This is a genomic window from Pseudomonas sp. BS-2016, from assembly GCF_001806145.1.
Classification (GTDB): Bacteria; Pseudomonadota; Gammaproteobacteria; order Pseudomonadales; family Pseudomonadaceae; genus Aquipseudomonas; species Aquipseudomonas lundensis.
Genome location: NZ_MLCT01000013.1, coordinates 218,142 through 232,010 on the forward strand (window position 1 = coordinate 218,142; position 13,869 = coordinate 232,010).

The following is a 13,869-nucleotide window of genomic DNA, read 5'->3' on the forward strand; positions in this document are numbered from 1 at the left end:
GACGTATGAAAAGCACACTGAAGGCGGAAAATTGCTTTTGTGCAGATGTTTACTGGAAGGGTAAAGACCAGGTACTGCATAAAGTTGCTGCCACCATGAATAATCAGACCGTGTTTAAAAATAACGACGGTTGGTTGTTTGCTGGCAAAGATAACTATACAAAGCGCTTAAGTAATGGAATGGTCTGGGATCGTTACTTGGTGCAGTTAAGTTTTTGGTTTGGTTGTTATGTATTTGAGGATGGTCGGCACTTGTATCGTATCGCCGCCTTTACTCGCCACCTTGAACAGCCTGATGCCAGAAATCACCGTTTTAATGGGCATCATGTTGATATCAGTAAAAACGGGTTTTTAGGTTTGTATGACGTTCATCCCGACTATATTGACGGCGGGGAGTATTTAAACAAATTGTTGTTCCAACTTGATAACCTCGGTACTGAGGCTTTAAACATGGGGCAAGTTGTTGAGCATGTGCAGTTGACCAGCCCTTACGGGCGTCAGGTTAAAGTAGTGGACGATGAGGGTTACCCTTTGCTGAGTGAAAGCGGGGCGGGAGAAGCGGGTTCGTTTACCCTCAAAGTGCTTGAGGTGGGGCAGGGGTTACCGTTTTCAGGTTGAGGTTTTCAACCTCAAGGGCTGACGCTACCTGTCACCACTCATGCTGAGGTTTGCTTTGGCATGAGCCACAAAAAAGGCCCGTATCGTGAGATACGGGCCTTCTTTGTAAAGAAGAAAAATCAATTACTTGATTTTGGCTTCTTTGTAGATCACGTGCTTGCGAACCCGCGGATCGAATTTTTTGATTTCGATTTTGTCCGGAGTGGTGCGCTTGTTCTTATCAGTGGTGTAGAAATGGCCTGTACCAGCGCTCGACACCAAACGGATCAATTCACGCATGATTAGCTCCCTTAGATCTTGCCATCGCGGCGGATTTCAGCAAGTACGACATCAATGCCGCGCTTGTCGATGATACGCATGCCTTTGGCAGATACGCGCAGACGCACAAAACGCTTCTCGGACTCGACCCAAAAGCGGTGATGCTGCAGGTTCGGCAGGAAACGACGACGGGTTTTGTTATTTGCGTGGGAAATGTTATTCCCAGTCACCGGACCCTTACCGGTAACTTGACAGACTCTCGACATGCCTCAGCCCTCTAAAACCACATGCCCAACCCGGCATGGGTTGGCCGCTTAATCTCTCAGTCATTTGGCGCTAGGCGCCGCGTTTCTTTAAGGGTCTTACCGGTTACGCCTACAAACGAAGGAACCGGGCCCCTAGAAAAGAGCGCTGCTTTATACCAGAAAGACTATTGAGCAACAACATGCAGTGTGATTTGCATTGATTGATAAAGGCGGCATTCTAGCGACAATCCGCGCTAAAGCCTATGCCCTGTGGGCCCTTACCGCTCGTCGCTGGGTTAAAGGTTTCAGGTGCAACGGGGGGCGTGTTTACGTTCAAGGCGCAGGTCGAGCCGTGACGCGACTGCGATCGTGAATACAAAAAACCGGTGTCCGGCCAATTTTCCCAGCCTTCTGAGGCTTCACTCGGGAACGAGTTGCGCTTTACAGGAGTCACTTGCGCTATAGATCAGGAGGGTCTGTTTCCGTTTCATGGCCGCTTGCAATGAAACGCGAACAGACCCTAGGGTAGGCCTTTTCCAGACTGCGCCTGCAGATGGGCCAACGACTTGCCAAGGAAACCAACCATGCGCCTCGCTGCCGCCCCTTTATTGTTCTCTTTTTGTTTGGCACCGTTGGCGCACGCCGCCACGTTGAGCGTCTGCACCGAAGCCAGCCCTGAAGGGTTCGATGTCGTGCAATACAACTCGCTCAGCACCACCAATGCTTCTGCTGACGTGCTGATGAACCGTCTGGTGGATTTTGATGCACAGGCCGGCAAGTTAGTGCCAAGCCTTGCGCAAAGCTGGTCAGTGTCCGCTGACGGCCTCGTGTACGACTTTAAATTGCGTCCGGACGTCAAGTTTCACACCACGCCCTACTTCACCCCTACGCGCGCGCTGAATGCCGACGATGTGCGCTTCAGTTTTGAGCGCATGCTGGATCCTGCCAACCCTTGGCACAAAGTGGCGCAAAGCGGTTTTCCTCACGCACAGTCTTTGCAACTGCCTGCACTGATTAAAAGCATCGAGACCCCGGACCCTCAGACTGTCCGCTTCACCCTCACCCATCCGGATTCAACCTTCCTGCCAGCGTTGAGCATGGGCTTTGCTTCGATCTATTCGGCCGAATACGCCGACAAATTACTGAAGGCGGGTACGCCTGAAAAAATGAACAGCCAGCCGATCGGCACCGGGCCGTTCGTGTTTTCGCGCTTTCAGAAGGATGCCGTGGTGCGCTACAAGGCCAATCCTGACTACTTCGCCGGCAAGCCTAAGGTGGACGGGCTGATCTTCGCAATAACTCCGGATGCCAACGTCAGGCTGCAAAAGCTGCGACGCAATGAATGTCAGATTGCGCTCTCGCCCAAACCGCTGGATGTTGAAGCCGCAGCCAAAGAGGCCACGTTGAAGGTGGCGCAAACGCCTGCATTCATGACGGCTTTCGTGGCGATCAACAGTCAGCATCCACCGCTGGACAAACCCGAAGTGCGGCAGGCGATCAATCTGGCTTTTGACAGAAACTCCTACTTGAAAGCGGTGTTTGAAAGCAGCGGGCAAGCGGCCAAGGGTGTTTATCCCGCAACCACCTGGAGCTACGCCAAGGATTTGCCGGAGTATCCCCATGACCCGCAAAAAGCCAAGGCATTATTGGCCAAGGCCGGGCTCAAGGACGGCTTCAGTACAACGATCTGGACGCGTCCGACAGGCAGCGTGTTGAACCCCAATCCGAGCCTGGGAGCGCAACTGTTGCAAGCGGATTTGGCGAAGGTCGGGATCAAGGCCGATATTCGGGTGATCGAATGGGGCGAGTTGATACGCCGCGCCAAGGCGGGTGAGCACGATTTGCTGTTTATGGGCTGGGCGGGGGACAACGGCGATCCGGATAACTTCCTGACGCCGCAGTTTTCCTGTGCGGCCGTGCAGTCCGGGACCAACTTTGCGCGTTATTGCGACAAGACGCTGGACAGCTTGATCAGTGAAGGCAAACGCCTGAGCGATCAGGACAAGCGCAGTGCGCTGTATCAGAAGGCTCAGGCACAGATTCAACAGCAAGCGTTGTGGCTGCCACTGGCACACCCAACGGCTTACGCGCTGACGCGTAAAGACGTACAGGGTTATCAGGTGAGTCCATTTGGCCGTCAGGATTTTTCGTCGGTCAGCCTCAAGCCTTAACCCTCACATCCACCCATGTTCGACCATGGACAGCGGCTCACCGTCGCCGACAATGAAATGGTCGAGCACCCTCACTTCGATCAGGTCCAGCGCCTCTGTCAGGCGCTGGGTCAGCGTTTTGTCGGCTTCGCTGGGTTCCGGAACGCCGGAGGGATGGTTGTGACAAAAAATCACCGCGGCCGCGTTATGCGCCAGTGCGCGCTTTACGACTTGGCGCGGGTACACGCTGGCGCTGTCGATCGAGCCTCTGAACAATACTTCAAACGCCAGCATGCGATGTTTGGAATCCATAAACAGGCAGCCGAACACCTCGTGGTGCTCATGACGCAGCAACGATTTCAGGTAATCGCGCACCGCTTGCGGGCTCTCCAGCGCGGAATCGCGACGCAAGCGTTCGGCCAAGTGACGACGTCCCATCTCCAGCACCGCCTGCAACTGGCTGAACTTGGCAGGGCCTAGCCCAAGTTGTCGGCTGAACGAGCCCAAGTCGGCTTCCAGCAGTGCTCGCAAGCTGCCGAATTCAGCCAATAAGTGACGTGCCAGATCCACTGCGCTTTTGCCGGTGACTCCCGTGCGCAGAAAGATAGCGAGTAACTCGGCGTCTGAAAGGCTGGCTGATCCTTGCTCTAAAAGTTTCTCCCGCGGACGCTCGGCTGCGGGCCAATCCCTAATGCTCATAACACCTCCATGTCAGTGGGCGCCGCTGTTCCATAGCAGGCGCTGTGTTATCTTAGCCCATCATTTTTGCGTGGCATTTGGCCATTTTCCGCGCAGTCATCATTGAACTAAAAAGGCAGGCCTATGCAGCGGCTGTATCGAAAACGCATTGTTTTGGGCGTCGGCGGCGGCATTGCTGCTTACAAAAGTGCAGAGCTGGTTCGCCGTCTGCTGGATCAGGGCGCTGAAGTGCGGGTAGTGATGACCCGGGGTGGCAGTGAGTTCATCACCCCGCTGACCATGCAAGCCTTGTCCGGCCACCCGGTTCATCTCGATCTGCTCGATCCGGCCGCCGAGGCTGCCATGGGTCACATCGAGCTGGCCAAATGGGCCGATCTGGTGCTGATCGCGCCTGCGACGGCTGACCTGATTGCCCGTCTGGCGCAAGGCATCGCCAACGACTTGCTGACCACCCTTGTGCTCGCGACAGACGCTACGGTTGCCATTGCGCCCGCGATGAACCAGGCCATGTGGCGTGACCCGGCGACCCAGGCCAACACTCAACTGCTGCAAACCCGTGGGGTAAAAGTGTTTGGGCCAGCTTCCGGCAGCCAGGCCTGTGGAGACGTGGGTTTTGGTCGCATGCTTGAGGCTGATGATTTGGTGAGCTGCGCCGCCGAATGCTTCCAGCGTCAGGTGCTGACAGGCAAGCACGTGTTGATTACGGCCGGCCCGACCCAGGAAAACATCGACCCTGTGCGTTACATCACGAACCACAGCTCCGGCAAAATGGGCTTTGCCCTGGCCGAAGCGGCTGTGGAGGCCGGTGCCCGCGTCACCTTGATTACCGGCCCGGTGCATTTGCCGACGCCTGATCGGGTCAACCGAATCGATGTGGTCAGTGCGCGAGACATGCTGGCAGCTTGCGAGGCCGCGATGCCTTGCGACATCTTTATTGCCTCGGCTGCGGTTGCGGATTACCGGCCGGAGGTGATCGCGCCGCAAAAACTCAAGAAAGACCCTACAAGTGGTGACGGTCTCTTGCTGCAAATGGTCCGTAACCCGGACATTCTCGCCACCATCGCCTCGCGCCCGGATCGTCCTTTCAGTGTCGGTTTTGCTGCCGAAACCGAGCACTTGCTTGACTACGCCGCGCGCAAGCTCAAAGACAAAAACCTCGACCTGATTGTGGCCAACGATGTGGCTAACCCCAGCATTGGCTTCAACAGCGAGGAAAATGCGTGCAGCGTGATTGATCGCCAACTGCATGCCACCGTGTTTGCTCAGACCAGCAAGGGCAAGATTGCCCGTCAGCTGGTCACATTTATCGCCGAACGTCTGAACCAGGTTTAACTCGTATGCACGCTTTACAAGCCAAAATTCTCGATCCACGCATTGGCAACGAATTCCCGTTGCCGCAGTACGCCACTCCAGGCTCCGCCGGTCTCGACCTGCGCGCCATGCTCAAAGAAGACACCGTGCTGGAGCCGGGGCAGACCCTGCTGATCCCGACCGGTCTGTCCGTGTACATCGGCGATCCGGGCCTGGCCGCGCTGATTTTGCCGCGTTCGGGCCTGGGCCATAAGCACGGTATTGTGCTGGGCAACCTGGTGGGGTTGATCGACTCGGACTATCAGGGTGAGTTGATGGTGTCGTGCTGGAACCGTGGTCAAACCGCGTTCAACATCGCAGTCGGTGAGCGCATCGCTCAACTAGTGCTGGTGCCTGTGGTGCAAGCGCATTTCGAGCTGGTTGAGACCTTTGACGAAAGTCAGCGTGGCGCAGGCGGTTTTGGCCATTCCGGCAGCCTCTGACTATGCTGCATCGGGCCGGGCGCCCTGCCCGGCCTTAATTGATCGCGTGGTAATTCAGGATGAAGTTCGCGCCCGTAGTGTTCCCGTATTCATTACCTGAGCGGATGGCGGCCCTTTGCCACAAGGGCAATGATGCCAATTGGCCTCACGAACTCTCCCGTAAAAACGCCGTCCAACCCTGCAGTTTGCGTTCGATCGCTGACGGTGCGCTGACGTCGACACGTCCGGCCACCGGGTCGGCATTTGTGTGCCTGAGCATTTCAGCGCATGCCCCAAATTCCCTGAAAGTGGAGTACCCCTTGTAATGAGCAGCCCAACTTCGGTCGCCCCTGCATTCCCTGACAGCATTTTTCGTGCTTACGACATACGTGGCGTAGTTCCGGAGACGTTGACCGCTGAAACGGCCTACTGGATAGGTCGCGCAATTGGCGCTGAAAGCCTTGCCAAAGGTGAGCCCAATGTGTCGGTCGGCCGTGATGGCCGTCTTTCTGGCCCAGAGTTGGTCGAGCGTTTGATTCAAGGTGTGGCTGACAGTGGCTGTCATGTCAGCGATGTGGGGCTGGTGCCGACACCCGCGTTGTATTACGCCGCCAACGTGTTGGCTGGCAAGTCCGGTGTGATGCTCACGGGTAGCCATAACCCATCGAACTACAACGGGTTCAAAATCGTGATTGCGGGCGATACGTTGGCCAATGAGCAAATCCAGGCATTGCATACGCGCCTCAAGACCAACGATCTGACGTGGGGCGAAGGCAGCATCGCGAAAGTCGAGATTCTGGAGCAGTACGCGACGCAAATTACCCGTGACATCAAGCTTCAAAAGCGTCTGAAAGTGGTCGTTGATTGCGGTAACGGCGCGGCAGGCGTGATTGCCCCCCAATTGATCGAAGCCCTCAATTGCGAAGTCATCCCGTTGTTCTGCGAGGTGGACGGGCATTTCCCGAACCATCACCCGGACCCGGGCAAGCCGGAAAACCTTGTGGATCTGATCGCGAAGGTCAAGGAAGTCGGCGCTGATCTGGGCCTGGCCTTTGATGGTGATGGCGACCGTGTCGGCGTCGTAACCAATACCGGAACCATGGTCTTTCCAGATCGCCTGTTGATGCTGTTTGCTCAGGATGTGCTGGTACGTAACCCGGCCGCAGAGATCATTTTTGACGTCAAATGCACGCGCCGCCTGATTCCTCTGATCAAGGAATATGGCGGTCGCCCCTTGATGTGGAAGACCGGTCATTCGTTGATCAAAAAGAAAATGAAAGAGACGGGTGCATTGCTCGCGGGCGAAATGAGCGGCCACATCTTTTTCAAAGAGCGCTGGTACGGTTTTGATGACGGCATTTACAGTGCTGCGCGCCTGTTGGAAATCCTCAGTCACCGCCAAGAAAGCGCTGAAGAGGTATTTGCGGCATTCCCGAACGATATTTCTACGCCTGAGATCAATATCGATGTGACGGATGAGAGCAAATTCAGCATCATTAGCGCCCTGCACGATGCCCAATGGGGTGAGGCCGCCGAGCTGACCACCATTGATGGTGTGCGGGTCGATTACCCGCATGGCTGGGGCCTGGTTCGCGCATCCAACACCACGCCGGTGCTGGTGCTGCGATTTGAGGCGGATACCGAGGCCGAACTGCAACGTATCAAGGATGTTTTCCACGCCCAACTCAAGCGTGTGGCACCTGATCTCCAACTACCGTTTTGATCGACTTGTCCTACCGGAGCCCTGAATGACCCTCGAACGTGATGCCGCCTCCAACGTCGCCAAGGTTTTGTCCGAAGCGCTGCCCTACATTCGCCGCTATGTCGGCAAGACGCTGGTGATCAAATACGGCGGCAACGCAATGGAGAACGATGACCTGAAAACCGGTTTCGCCCGTGACATCGTGTTGATGAAGGCGGTCGGGATCAACCCGGTCGTCGTTCACGGTGGCGGCCCGCAAATCGGGGATCTGCTCAAGCGGCTCTCCATCGAGAGCCACTTCATCGATGGCATGCGTGTCACTGATGCGCAAACCATGGATGTGGTTGAAATGGTGCTGGGTGGGCAGGTCAACAAGGACATCGTGAACCTGATCAACCGCCACGGCGGCAGCGCCATTGGTTTGACCGGTAAGGACGCGGAGCTGATTCGCGCGAAAAAGCTGACAGTTACCCGTCAGACACCGGAAATGACGTCGCCGGAAATCATTGACATTGGTCACGTGGGTGAAGTGGTCGGGATCAATACCGACTTGCTGCACATGCTGACCAATGGTGATTTCATCCCGGTTATCGCGCCGATTGGCGTGGGTGCCAATGGCGAGTCTTACAACATCAATGCGGATTTGGTTGCCGGCAAAGTGGCCGAAGCGTTGAAGGCTGAAAAGCTGATGTTGCTGACCAATATCGCGGGGTTGATGGACAAGCAGGGCAACGTCCTGACCGGGTTGACCACCTCTCAGGTGGATGACCTGATCGCTGACGGTACGATCTACGGCGGCATGCTGCCGAAGATTCGCTGCGCACTGGAAGCGGTGCAAGGCGGGGTGACCACGGCGCACATCGTGGATGGTCGTGTGCCGAATGCGGTCTTGCTGGAAATCTTCACCGACACGGGTGTCGGCACGCTGATTACCAACAGCAAAACGGTGTAAGCCGCACCAAATGAAAAGGCCTCGCCCGACGATCTCGGGCGAGGCCTTTTTTATGGGCGGCGGGTTAGATCCCGTACTGCGCCCGATAGGCTTCAACGGCCGGTAAATGCTGTTTGAGCGCTTCATCATCCGCCAGGAACTGCAAAACCTGGGTGAGAGAAACAATGCTGACGACAGGAATGCCGAAGTCGCGCTCGACCTCTTGAATGGCTGACAACTCGCCATTGCCGCGTTCCTGCCGGTTAAGCGCGATCAATACACCGGCAGCCCGGGCGTCTTGAGCACCAATGATTTGCATCACTTCACGGATGGCAGTGCCAGCGGTGATCACGTCGTCGATGATCAGTACATTGCCTTCCAGTGGGGAGCCGACCAGACTGCCGCCTTCGCCATGGGCCTTGGCTTCTTTGCGGTTGAAGCACCATGGCACATCACGGTCATGATGCTCGGCCAGCGCCACGGCGGTGGTCGCTGCCAAAGGAATACCCTTGTAGGCCGGGCCAAACAGCACGTCGAAAGGGATGCCGCTGTCTACGATGGCGGCGGCATAGAAGCGTCCCAGCTGTGCCAGCGCAGAGCCCGTATTGAACAGGCCGGCATTGAAGAAGTATGGGCTGGTGCGCCCGGACTTCAGGGTGAACTCGCCGAAGCGCAAAACGCCGCGATCGATGGCAAAACGGATGAAATCGCGCTGATACGCTTGCATGAAAAAAGCCCCTGAATACCGCGGATTTAGCTAAATAGTAAGACGGCGTGTATCATACACGCACGTGATTTTTGGGGCCATTTATGCGGATCATCAGTGTGAACGTTAATGGTATTCAGACGGCAGTCGAGCGCGGTTTGCTCAGTTGGCTGCAAGCTCAGAATGCCGACGTTATTTGCCTGCAGGACACCCGCGCCTCCGCCTTTGAATTGGACGATCCGGCCTATCAGCTGGATGGCTACTTTCTTTATGCCTGCGAAGCTGAAGTCCCTGCCCAAGGTGGTGTGGCTTTGTACTCGCGGTTGCAGCCGAAAGCGGTCATTACTGGGCTCGGCTTCGAAACCGCCGATCGCTACGGGCGCTACCTGCAAGCCGATTTCGACAAGGTCAGCATCGCGACCTTGCTGCTTCCTTCGGGGCAGAACGGCGATGAAGACTTGAATCAAAAATTCAAGCTAATGGACGATTTCGCACGCTATCTGGATAAACAGCGTCGCAAGCGTCGCGAGTACATCTACTGCGGCTCGCTGTATGTGGCGCAGCAGAAACTTGACATTAAAAACTGGCGTGACAGCCAGCAGTCTCCCGGCTTTCTGGCGCCCGAACGTGCCTGGATGGACGAGATTGTCGGCAACATGGGCTATGTCGATGCCCTGCGTGAAGTCAGCCGTGAAGGCGATCAGTACAGCTGGTGGCCGGATAACGAACAGGCCGAGATGCTTAACCTCGGCTGGCGTTTCGACTATCAGTTGCTGACACCCGGCCTGCGCCGTTTTGTCCGTAGCGCTCGGATGCCGCGTCAGCCACGGTTCTCGCAGCACGCGCCCTTGATCGTGGACTACGACTGGACGCTGACTATCTAAGTATTCAGTCGCCGTCAGAAGAATGCCCGTTTCGAGAGAAACGGGTTTTTTTTGTCAAAAATACGAGAGCGGGTCGACTGATGGCCTGACCTGTCAGGGATTACATGGAGATACGTTTCGAGGGCGCCTTGCGGAAAAAACGATAAATATATACCGCGGAGTGAGCTGGCAAACCCTAGAAAATGGCGTGGTCCAGTAGGACATTTCATACATTTAAGGGATTAAAAAAATGAACAATGAACAAGTTTCCCAGCTCATCAGCCATTTGATTGGCACCCGTTACGTACCTAGCGTCAAAGCCTATATCAGCGAACTGACGGGCCGCACCCGTGTCGTCGGCGTCAACGAAGTGTCTACCAAAGAGTTCGACACTGACCGAATCAACATTAAAGCTGATGACAACAATTGCATTGTGTCCTTTCAGTTCGGTTGATAGCTGATACACGGCCAAACAAGCATTAAAAAACCCGCACCTTTCGGTGCGGGTTTTTTAATGGGAGCGAGGTCAATTCTGCTGAATGTGCTGGCACATTTACTTGATCGGCCGCCACGTGAAGGGATAACGGTAAGCCACGCCATCATTGGCTTTGACTCCGGCGATCACCACCAGCACCACCGCCCCAATCAACACCAGTCCAAGCAACGCGAAACCGATCAGGATAAACATCAGGACGTAACAAATGGCCGAAGCAATCGCTACCGTGATCTGAAAATTCAGCGCCTCTTTGCCTTGATCGTCGATGAACGGATCGCTTTCGCGCTTCATCTGCCACAGGATCAGTGGGCCGATCAGGCTGCCAAACGGAAACCACATTCCGAGGAACGCCGAGAAGTGACAAAACATGGCCCACTGCCGAGCTTCGCGGCTCGGGCCCGGCTCGGTTTTTGACAGGTCCAGCTCACTCATGGCGTTCTCCGAAGGGTTAACGAAAGGGTTATCAGTCTGCCAGTGCGGCGTGTTGCAGTGCAAAAATGTCAGTCATGCCTTTTTGAGCCAGTGCCAGCATGGCGTTCAGCTCGTCTGGCTGGAACGGCGCGCCTTCGGCGGTGCCCTGCACTTCGATGAAGCCACCGGTGCTGGTCATCACGACATTGAGGTCGGTTTCGGCAGCCGAGTCTTCAGGGTAGTCGAGGTCAAGCACGGGCTCGCCCTGATACATGCCAACCGATACCGCGGCGATCATTTGCTTGATCGGGTCGCCGCTCTTCAGGCCGCCACGTTTTTTGATCACTTTCAGCGCGTCGACCAGGGCAACCATGGCGCCAGTAATCGAAGCGGTACGGGTGCCGCCGTCTGCCTGAATCACATCGCAGTCGACATAAAGAGTGATATCGCCCAGTTTGGACATGTCCAGTGCTGCGCGCAGGGAGCGACCGATCAAGCGCTGGATTTCCAGGGTGCGGCCACCTTGTTTGCCACGGCTGGCTTCACGCTGGTTACGGTCGCCCGTGGCGCGTGGCAGCATGCCGTACTCTGCGGTCAACCAGCCCTGACCCTGACCTTTGAGAAAGCGTGGAACGCCGTTCTCGACGCTGACGGTGCAAATGACTTTAGTGTCACCGAACTCGACCAGTACAGAACCCTCTGCGTGTTTGGTGTAGTTGCGGGTGATGCGGATCGGACGGAGCTGATCGGCAACGCGACCACTTGGACGTTTCATGTGGGATACCTGTACGGGACGGAAAACTGGCGAGCATTATAAAGGCCATAGACCGGCAGGGTCACATCTAAAACCTCCCCGCGGTGTGTAGGAGGCAACCGTTTAGGCTTTCAGTTACAGCAATTGAAGACGAATCAGCACAACGTGCAGCGTTTCAATGACCGGCGGGTGATGACGACGTGAGTTTTGCGACAGACGTCATTTGGGGGCATCCCCCGCACTGCGCTACAATCCGCCGCCTTAATGGCCACTTGGCTTCATTCATCAGACCGCGAGGTACCTCCATGGTGCATAGCATGACCGCCTTTGCCCGCGTCGAAAGCGCTGGCACTCAAGGCACCCTTAGTTGGGAGCTGCGTTCGGTCAACAGCCGCTACCTGGAGCCGCATCTGCGTCTGCCCGAGTCTTTTCGGGATCTGGAAGGCGCGGTGCGCGAAGCGCTGCGTCAGGGCATTTCGCGGGGCAAACTGGAATGCACGTTGCGTTTCACTGAAGAAACCACGGGCAAGCCGTTGCAGGTTGATCGTGAGCGCGCCGCGCAACTGGTTGCGGCGGCAGAGACCATCGCCAGCCTGATTAAACAACCCGCTGCGCTGAACCCTTTGGAGGTCCTGGCCTGGCCTGGCGTCCTGGTGGCCGATGCGACCGATCCGCAAGCACTGAATTTGCAGGCACTGGCTTTGTTCAAGCAAGGTCTGCAAGAGCTCAAGCTGGGTCGTGAGCGCGAAGGCGCCGAGCTGGCACGGCTGATCAGCGATCGTCTGACCGCCATCGAAAGCGATGTTGAAACCCTGCGTGAGCTCGTGCCGCAGATGCTGGCAACCCAGCGTCAAAAAGTGCTCGACCGTTTTGCTGACATGAAGGCTGAGATGGACCCTCAGCGCCTTGAGCAGGAAATGGTCATGCTGGCGCAAAAAAGTGACGTGGCCGAAGAGCTTGACCGTTTGAGTACCCACCTCCTTGAGGTGCGGCGTGTGCTCAAGTCCGGTGGTGCCGCGGGCCGGCGCCTGGATTTTCTGATGCAAGAGCTTAACCGTGAAGCCAATACACTGGGCTCCAAGGCTTTTGATCCCCGCAGCACGCAAGCAGCGGTCAACCTCAAAGTGTTGATCGAGCAGATGCGTGAACAAGTACAGAATATTGAGTAAGGCTTCCCCTGACATGACCCACAGCACTGGCACCCTTTACATCGTTTCTGCACCTTCGGGCGCAGGAAAAACCAGCTTGGTGAAGGCGTTGATCGACCTTGAGCCGCAAATCCGCGTCTCGGTTTCGCACACCACGCGGGCGATGCGTCCGGGTGAAGTCGACGGCGTGAACTACCACTTCGTCGAGCGCGAAGAATTCGTGAAAATGATCGAGCACGGCGACTTTCTTGAGCGCGCAGAAGTGTTCGGCAACCTCTATGGCACGTCCCAAAGCCATTTGCAGCAGACGCTGGATGAAGGTCACGACCTGATTCTGGAAATCGACTGGCAGGGTGCCGAACAAGTGCGCAAGTTGATGCCTCAGGCGCGTTCGATCTTTATCCTGCCGCCCAGCCAGCAAGCATTGCGTGAGCGTCTGGACAATCGCGGGCAGGACAGCGATGAAATCATTGACGGTCGCATGCGCGAAGCGGTGAGTGAAATGAGTCACTACGTCGACTATGACTACCTCATCATCAATGATGACTTTGCGCTGGCGCTGGAGGATTTGAAGGCTATTTTCCGTGCCAATCGCCTCCAGCAGAAGCGTCAGCAGCAGCGTTATGGCAAATTACTGGCCGAACTGCTCGGCTAAAGGGCTCTTCCCAAAACACCTGTAAGGCCTTTACATTGGCGCTTACAGACGGTTTTGGGAGAGCGCTCGAAAAATCAGCGCTTCCCTAATGGCTGGTGATTTTTTAAACTGTTCAGTCCGCTCGCCCATCCGGGCAGCGCGCATATTGCATTTGCTACGAGGAAGACCATGGCCCGCGTAACCGTTGAAGACTGTCTAGAACACGTGGATAACCGCTTTGAGCTGGTCATGCTGTCTACCAAGCGTGCCCGCCAACTGGCCACCGGTGGTAAAGAGCCGCTGGTTCAGTGGGAAAACGACAAGCCTACTGTTGTAGCCCTGCGTGAAATCGCTGAAGGCCTGATGAGCTACGAGTTTATCGCCAACGCTGAAATCGTCGAAGACGAACCGCTGTTTGCAGCGTTCGAGGACGAGTCCAACGAGGCGAACTAAGCCTATGCCCGGTCGACGTAGCACGGCGAA

16 protein-coding genes and 1 pseudogene are annotated in these 13,869 nt (G+C 56.1%); 11 read left to right on the forward strand and 6 right to left on the reverse strand.

From position 1 onward, the window contains the following. The first annotated feature begins 5 nt into the window (after window positions 1-5). Entirely contained in the window at window positions 6-617 is a 612-nt protein-coding gene (locus BKD70_RS02955; RefSeq protein WP_047278774.1) for a hypothetical protein, read from the forward strand. Between the two features lie 123 nt (window positions 618-740). Here BKD70_RS02955 and rpmG read toward each other — a convergent pair whose 3' ends face one another. Both rpmG and rpmB read right to left on the reverse strand, forming a co-directional pair. Beyond that, window positions 741-896 (reverse strand): 50S ribosomal protein L33, encoded by a 156-nt coding sequence (rpmG, locus tag BKD70_RS02960; protein WP_003437824.1) that lies wholly within the window; start codon window positions 894-896, stop codon window positions 741-743. A gap of 11 nt (window positions 897-907) precedes the next feature. Then, window positions 908-1,141, reverse strand: a complete 234-nt coding sequence (gene rpmB / locus BKD70_RS02965) for a 50S ribosomal protein L28 (RefSeq protein ID WP_018927492.1) — start codon at window positions 1,139-1,141, stop codon at window positions 908-910. Window positions 1,142-1,704: 563 nt separating this feature from the next. Here rpmB and BKD70_RS02970 point away from each other — a divergent pair. Then, on the forward strand, window positions 1,705-3,291 hold the full coding sequence (locus BKD70_RS02970) for an ABC transporter substrate-binding protein (protein ID WP_047278773.1): 1,587 nt from the start codon (window positions 1,705-1,707) through the stop codon (window positions 3,289-3,291). A gap of 3 nt (window positions 3,292-3,294) precedes the next feature. Here BKD70_RS02970 and radC read toward each other — a convergent pair whose 3' ends face one another. Further along, a complete protein-coding gene (gene radC, locus BKD70_RS02975) occupies window positions 3,295-3,969 on the reverse strand; it encodes a DNA repair protein RadC (protein ID WP_047278772.1) in 675 nt (224 codons plus the stop codon). A 123-nt stretch (window positions 3,970-4,092) separates the two neighbouring features. Here radC and coaBC point away from each other — a divergent pair, with 123 nt between their 5' ends. The 4 genes and pseudogenes from coaBC (at window position 4,093) to argB (ending at window position 8,395) form a co-directional block, all read left to right on the forward strand. Beyond that, complete coding sequence (gene coaBC, locus BKD70_RS02980) at window positions 4,093-5,301, forward strand: bifunctional phosphopantothenoylcysteine decarboxylase/phosphopantothenate--cysteine ligase CoaBC (protein ID WP_047278771.1); 1,209 nt, start codon at window positions 4,093-4,095, stop codon at window positions 5,299-5,301. Between the two features lie 5 nt (window positions 5,302-5,306). Further along, the gene (gene dut / locus BKD70_RS02985) at window positions 5,307-5,762 is read left to right on the forward strand and encodes a dUTP diphosphatase (protein WP_047278770.1); all 456 of its coding nucleotides are present in this window, start codon (window positions 5,307-5,309) and stop codon (window positions 5,760-5,762) included. Between the two features lie 316 nt (window positions 5,763-6,078). Further along, a pseudogene (locus tag BKD70_RS02995) lies at window positions 6,079-7,464 on the forward strand (phosphomannomutase/phosphoglucomutase); the annotation flags it as partial. Between the two features lie 25 nt (window positions 7,465-7,489). Beyond that, complete coding sequence (argB, locus tag BKD70_RS03000) at window positions 7,490-8,395, forward strand: acetylglutamate kinase (protein ID WP_047278764.1); 906 nt, start codon at window positions 7,490-7,492, stop codon at window positions 8,393-8,395. A gap of 64 nt (window positions 8,396-8,459) precedes the next feature. On the opposite strand, the gene pyrE is transcribed toward argB, so the two are convergent. Then, the gene (pyrE, locus tag BKD70_RS03005; protein ID WP_047278761.1) at window positions 8,460-9,101 is read right to left on the reverse strand and encodes an orotate phosphoribosyltransferase; all 642 of its coding nucleotides are present in this window, start codon (window positions 9,099-9,101) and stop codon (window positions 8,460-8,462) included. Between the two features lie 83 nt (window positions 9,102-9,184). Between pyrE and BKD70_RS03010 the strand changes: the two genes are divergently transcribed. Continuing rightward, window positions 9,185-9,964 carry an exodeoxyribonuclease III gene (locus tag BKD70_RS03010; protein WP_047278759.1) on the forward strand — a complete coding sequence of 260 codons (780 nt, stop codon included), beginning with the start codon at window positions 9,185-9,187 and terminating at the stop codon, window positions 9,962-9,964. Window positions 9,965-10,193: 229 nt separating this feature from the next. Next, on the forward strand, window positions 10,194-10,397 hold the full coding sequence (locus BKD70_RS03015) for a hypothetical protein (RefSeq protein WP_047278757.1): 204 nt from the start codon (window positions 10,194-10,196) through the stop codon (window positions 10,395-10,397). Window positions 10,398-10,496: 99 nt separating this feature from the next. On the opposite strand, the gene BKD70_RS03020 is transcribed toward BKD70_RS03015, so the two are convergent. After that, window positions 10,497-10,871: a DUF4870 domain-containing protein gene (locus BKD70_RS03020; protein WP_047278755.1), complete on the reverse strand. Its 375-nt coding sequence runs from the start codon at window positions 10,869-10,871 to the stop codon at window positions 10,497-10,499. A 31-nt stretch (window positions 10,872-10,902) separates the two neighbouring features. Beyond that, window positions 10,903-11,625: a ribonuclease PH gene (gene rph, locus BKD70_RS03025; protein ID WP_047278753.1), complete on the reverse strand. Its 723-nt coding sequence runs from the start codon at window positions 11,623-11,625 to the stop codon at window positions 10,903-10,905. A gap of 284 nt (window positions 11,626-11,909) precedes the next feature. On the opposite strand from rph, the gene BKD70_RS03030 reads away from it, so the two are divergent. From BKD70_RS03030 to rpoZ, 3 genes are all read left to right on the forward strand, one after another. Continuing rightward, window positions 11,910-12,773, forward strand: coding sequence for a YicC/YloC family endoribonuclease (locus tag BKD70_RS03030; protein WP_047278751.1), 864 nt, complete (start codon window positions 11,910-11,912; stop codon window positions 12,771-12,773). Between the two features lie 13 nt (window positions 12,774-12,786). Then, on the forward strand, window positions 12,787-13,407 hold the full coding sequence (gmk, locus tag BKD70_RS03035) for a guanylate kinase (protein ID WP_047278749.1): 621 nt from the start codon (window positions 12,787-12,789) through the stop codon (window positions 13,405-13,407). A 168-nt stretch (window positions 13,408-13,575) separates the two neighbouring features. Next, window positions 13,576-13,839 (forward strand): DNA-directed RNA polymerase subunit omega, encoded by a 264-nt coding sequence (rpoZ, locus tag BKD70_RS03040; RefSeq protein WP_016782707.1) that lies wholly within the window; start codon window positions 13,576-13,578, stop codon window positions 13,837-13,839. The last annotated feature ends 30 nt before the right edge of the window (window positions 13,840-13,869 follow it).

Excerpts from the sequence above, each read along its gene's own strand:
- BKD70_RS02955 (WP_047278774.1), top strand. The coding sequence starts at position 6 with ATGAAAAGCACACTGAAGGCGGAAAATTGCTTTTGTGCAGATGTTTAC.
- rpmG (WP_003437824.1), bottom strand. The coding sequence starts at position 896 with ATGCGTGAATTGATCCGTTTGGTGTCGAGCGCTGGTACAGGCCATTTC.
- rpmB (WP_018927492.1), bottom strand. The coding sequence starts at position 1,141 with ATGTCGAGAGTCTGTCAAGTTACCGGTAAGGGTCCGGTGACTGGGAAT.
- BKD70_RS02970 (WP_047278773.1), top strand. The coding sequence starts at position 1,705 with ATGCGCCTCGCTGCCGCCCCTTTATTGTTCTCTTTTTGTTTGGCACCG.
- radC (WP_047278772.1), bottom strand. The coding sequence starts at position 3,969 with ATGAGCATTAGGGATTGGCCCGCAGCCGAGCGTCCGCGGGAGAAACTT.
- coaBC (WP_047278771.1), top strand. The coding sequence starts at position 4,093 with ATGCAGCGGCTGTATCGAAAACGCATTGTTTTGGGCGTCGGCGGCGGC.
- dut (WP_047278770.1), top strand. The coding sequence starts at position 5,307 with ATGCACGCTTTACAAGCCAAAATTCTCGATCCACGCATTGGCAACGAA.
- argB (WP_047278764.1), top strand. The coding sequence starts at position 7,490 with ATGACCCTCGAACGTGATGCCGCCTCCAACGTCGCCAAGGTTTTGTCC.
- pyrE (WP_047278761.1), bottom strand. The coding sequence starts at position 9,101 with ATGCAAGCGTATCAGCGCGATTTCATCCGTTTTGCCATCGATCGCGGC.
- BKD70_RS03010 (WP_047278759.1), top strand. The coding sequence starts at position 9,185 with ATGCGGATCATCAGTGTGAACGTTAATGGTATTCAGACGGCAGTCGAG.
- BKD70_RS03015 (WP_047278757.1), top strand. The coding sequence starts at position 10,194 with ATGAACAATGAACAAGTTTCCCAGCTCATCAGCCATTTGATTGGCACC.
- BKD70_RS03020 (WP_047278755.1), bottom strand. The coding sequence starts at position 10,871 with ATGAGTGAGCTGGACCTGTCAAAAACCGAGCCGGGCCCGAGCCGCGAA.
- rph (WP_047278753.1), bottom strand. The coding sequence starts at position 11,625 with ATGAAACGTCCAAGTGGTCGCGTTGCCGATCAGCTCCGTCCGATCCGC.
- BKD70_RS03030 (WP_047278751.1), top strand. The coding sequence starts at position 11,910 with ATGGTGCATAGCATGACCGCCTTTGCCCGCGTCGAAAGCGCTGGCACT.
- gmk (WP_047278749.1), top strand. The coding sequence starts at position 12,787 with ATGACCCACAGCACTGGCACCCTTTACATCGTTTCTGCACCTTCGGGC.
- rpoZ (WP_016782707.1), top strand. The coding sequence starts at position 13,576 with ATGGCCCGCGTAACCGTTGAAGACTGTCTAGAACACGTGGATAACCGC.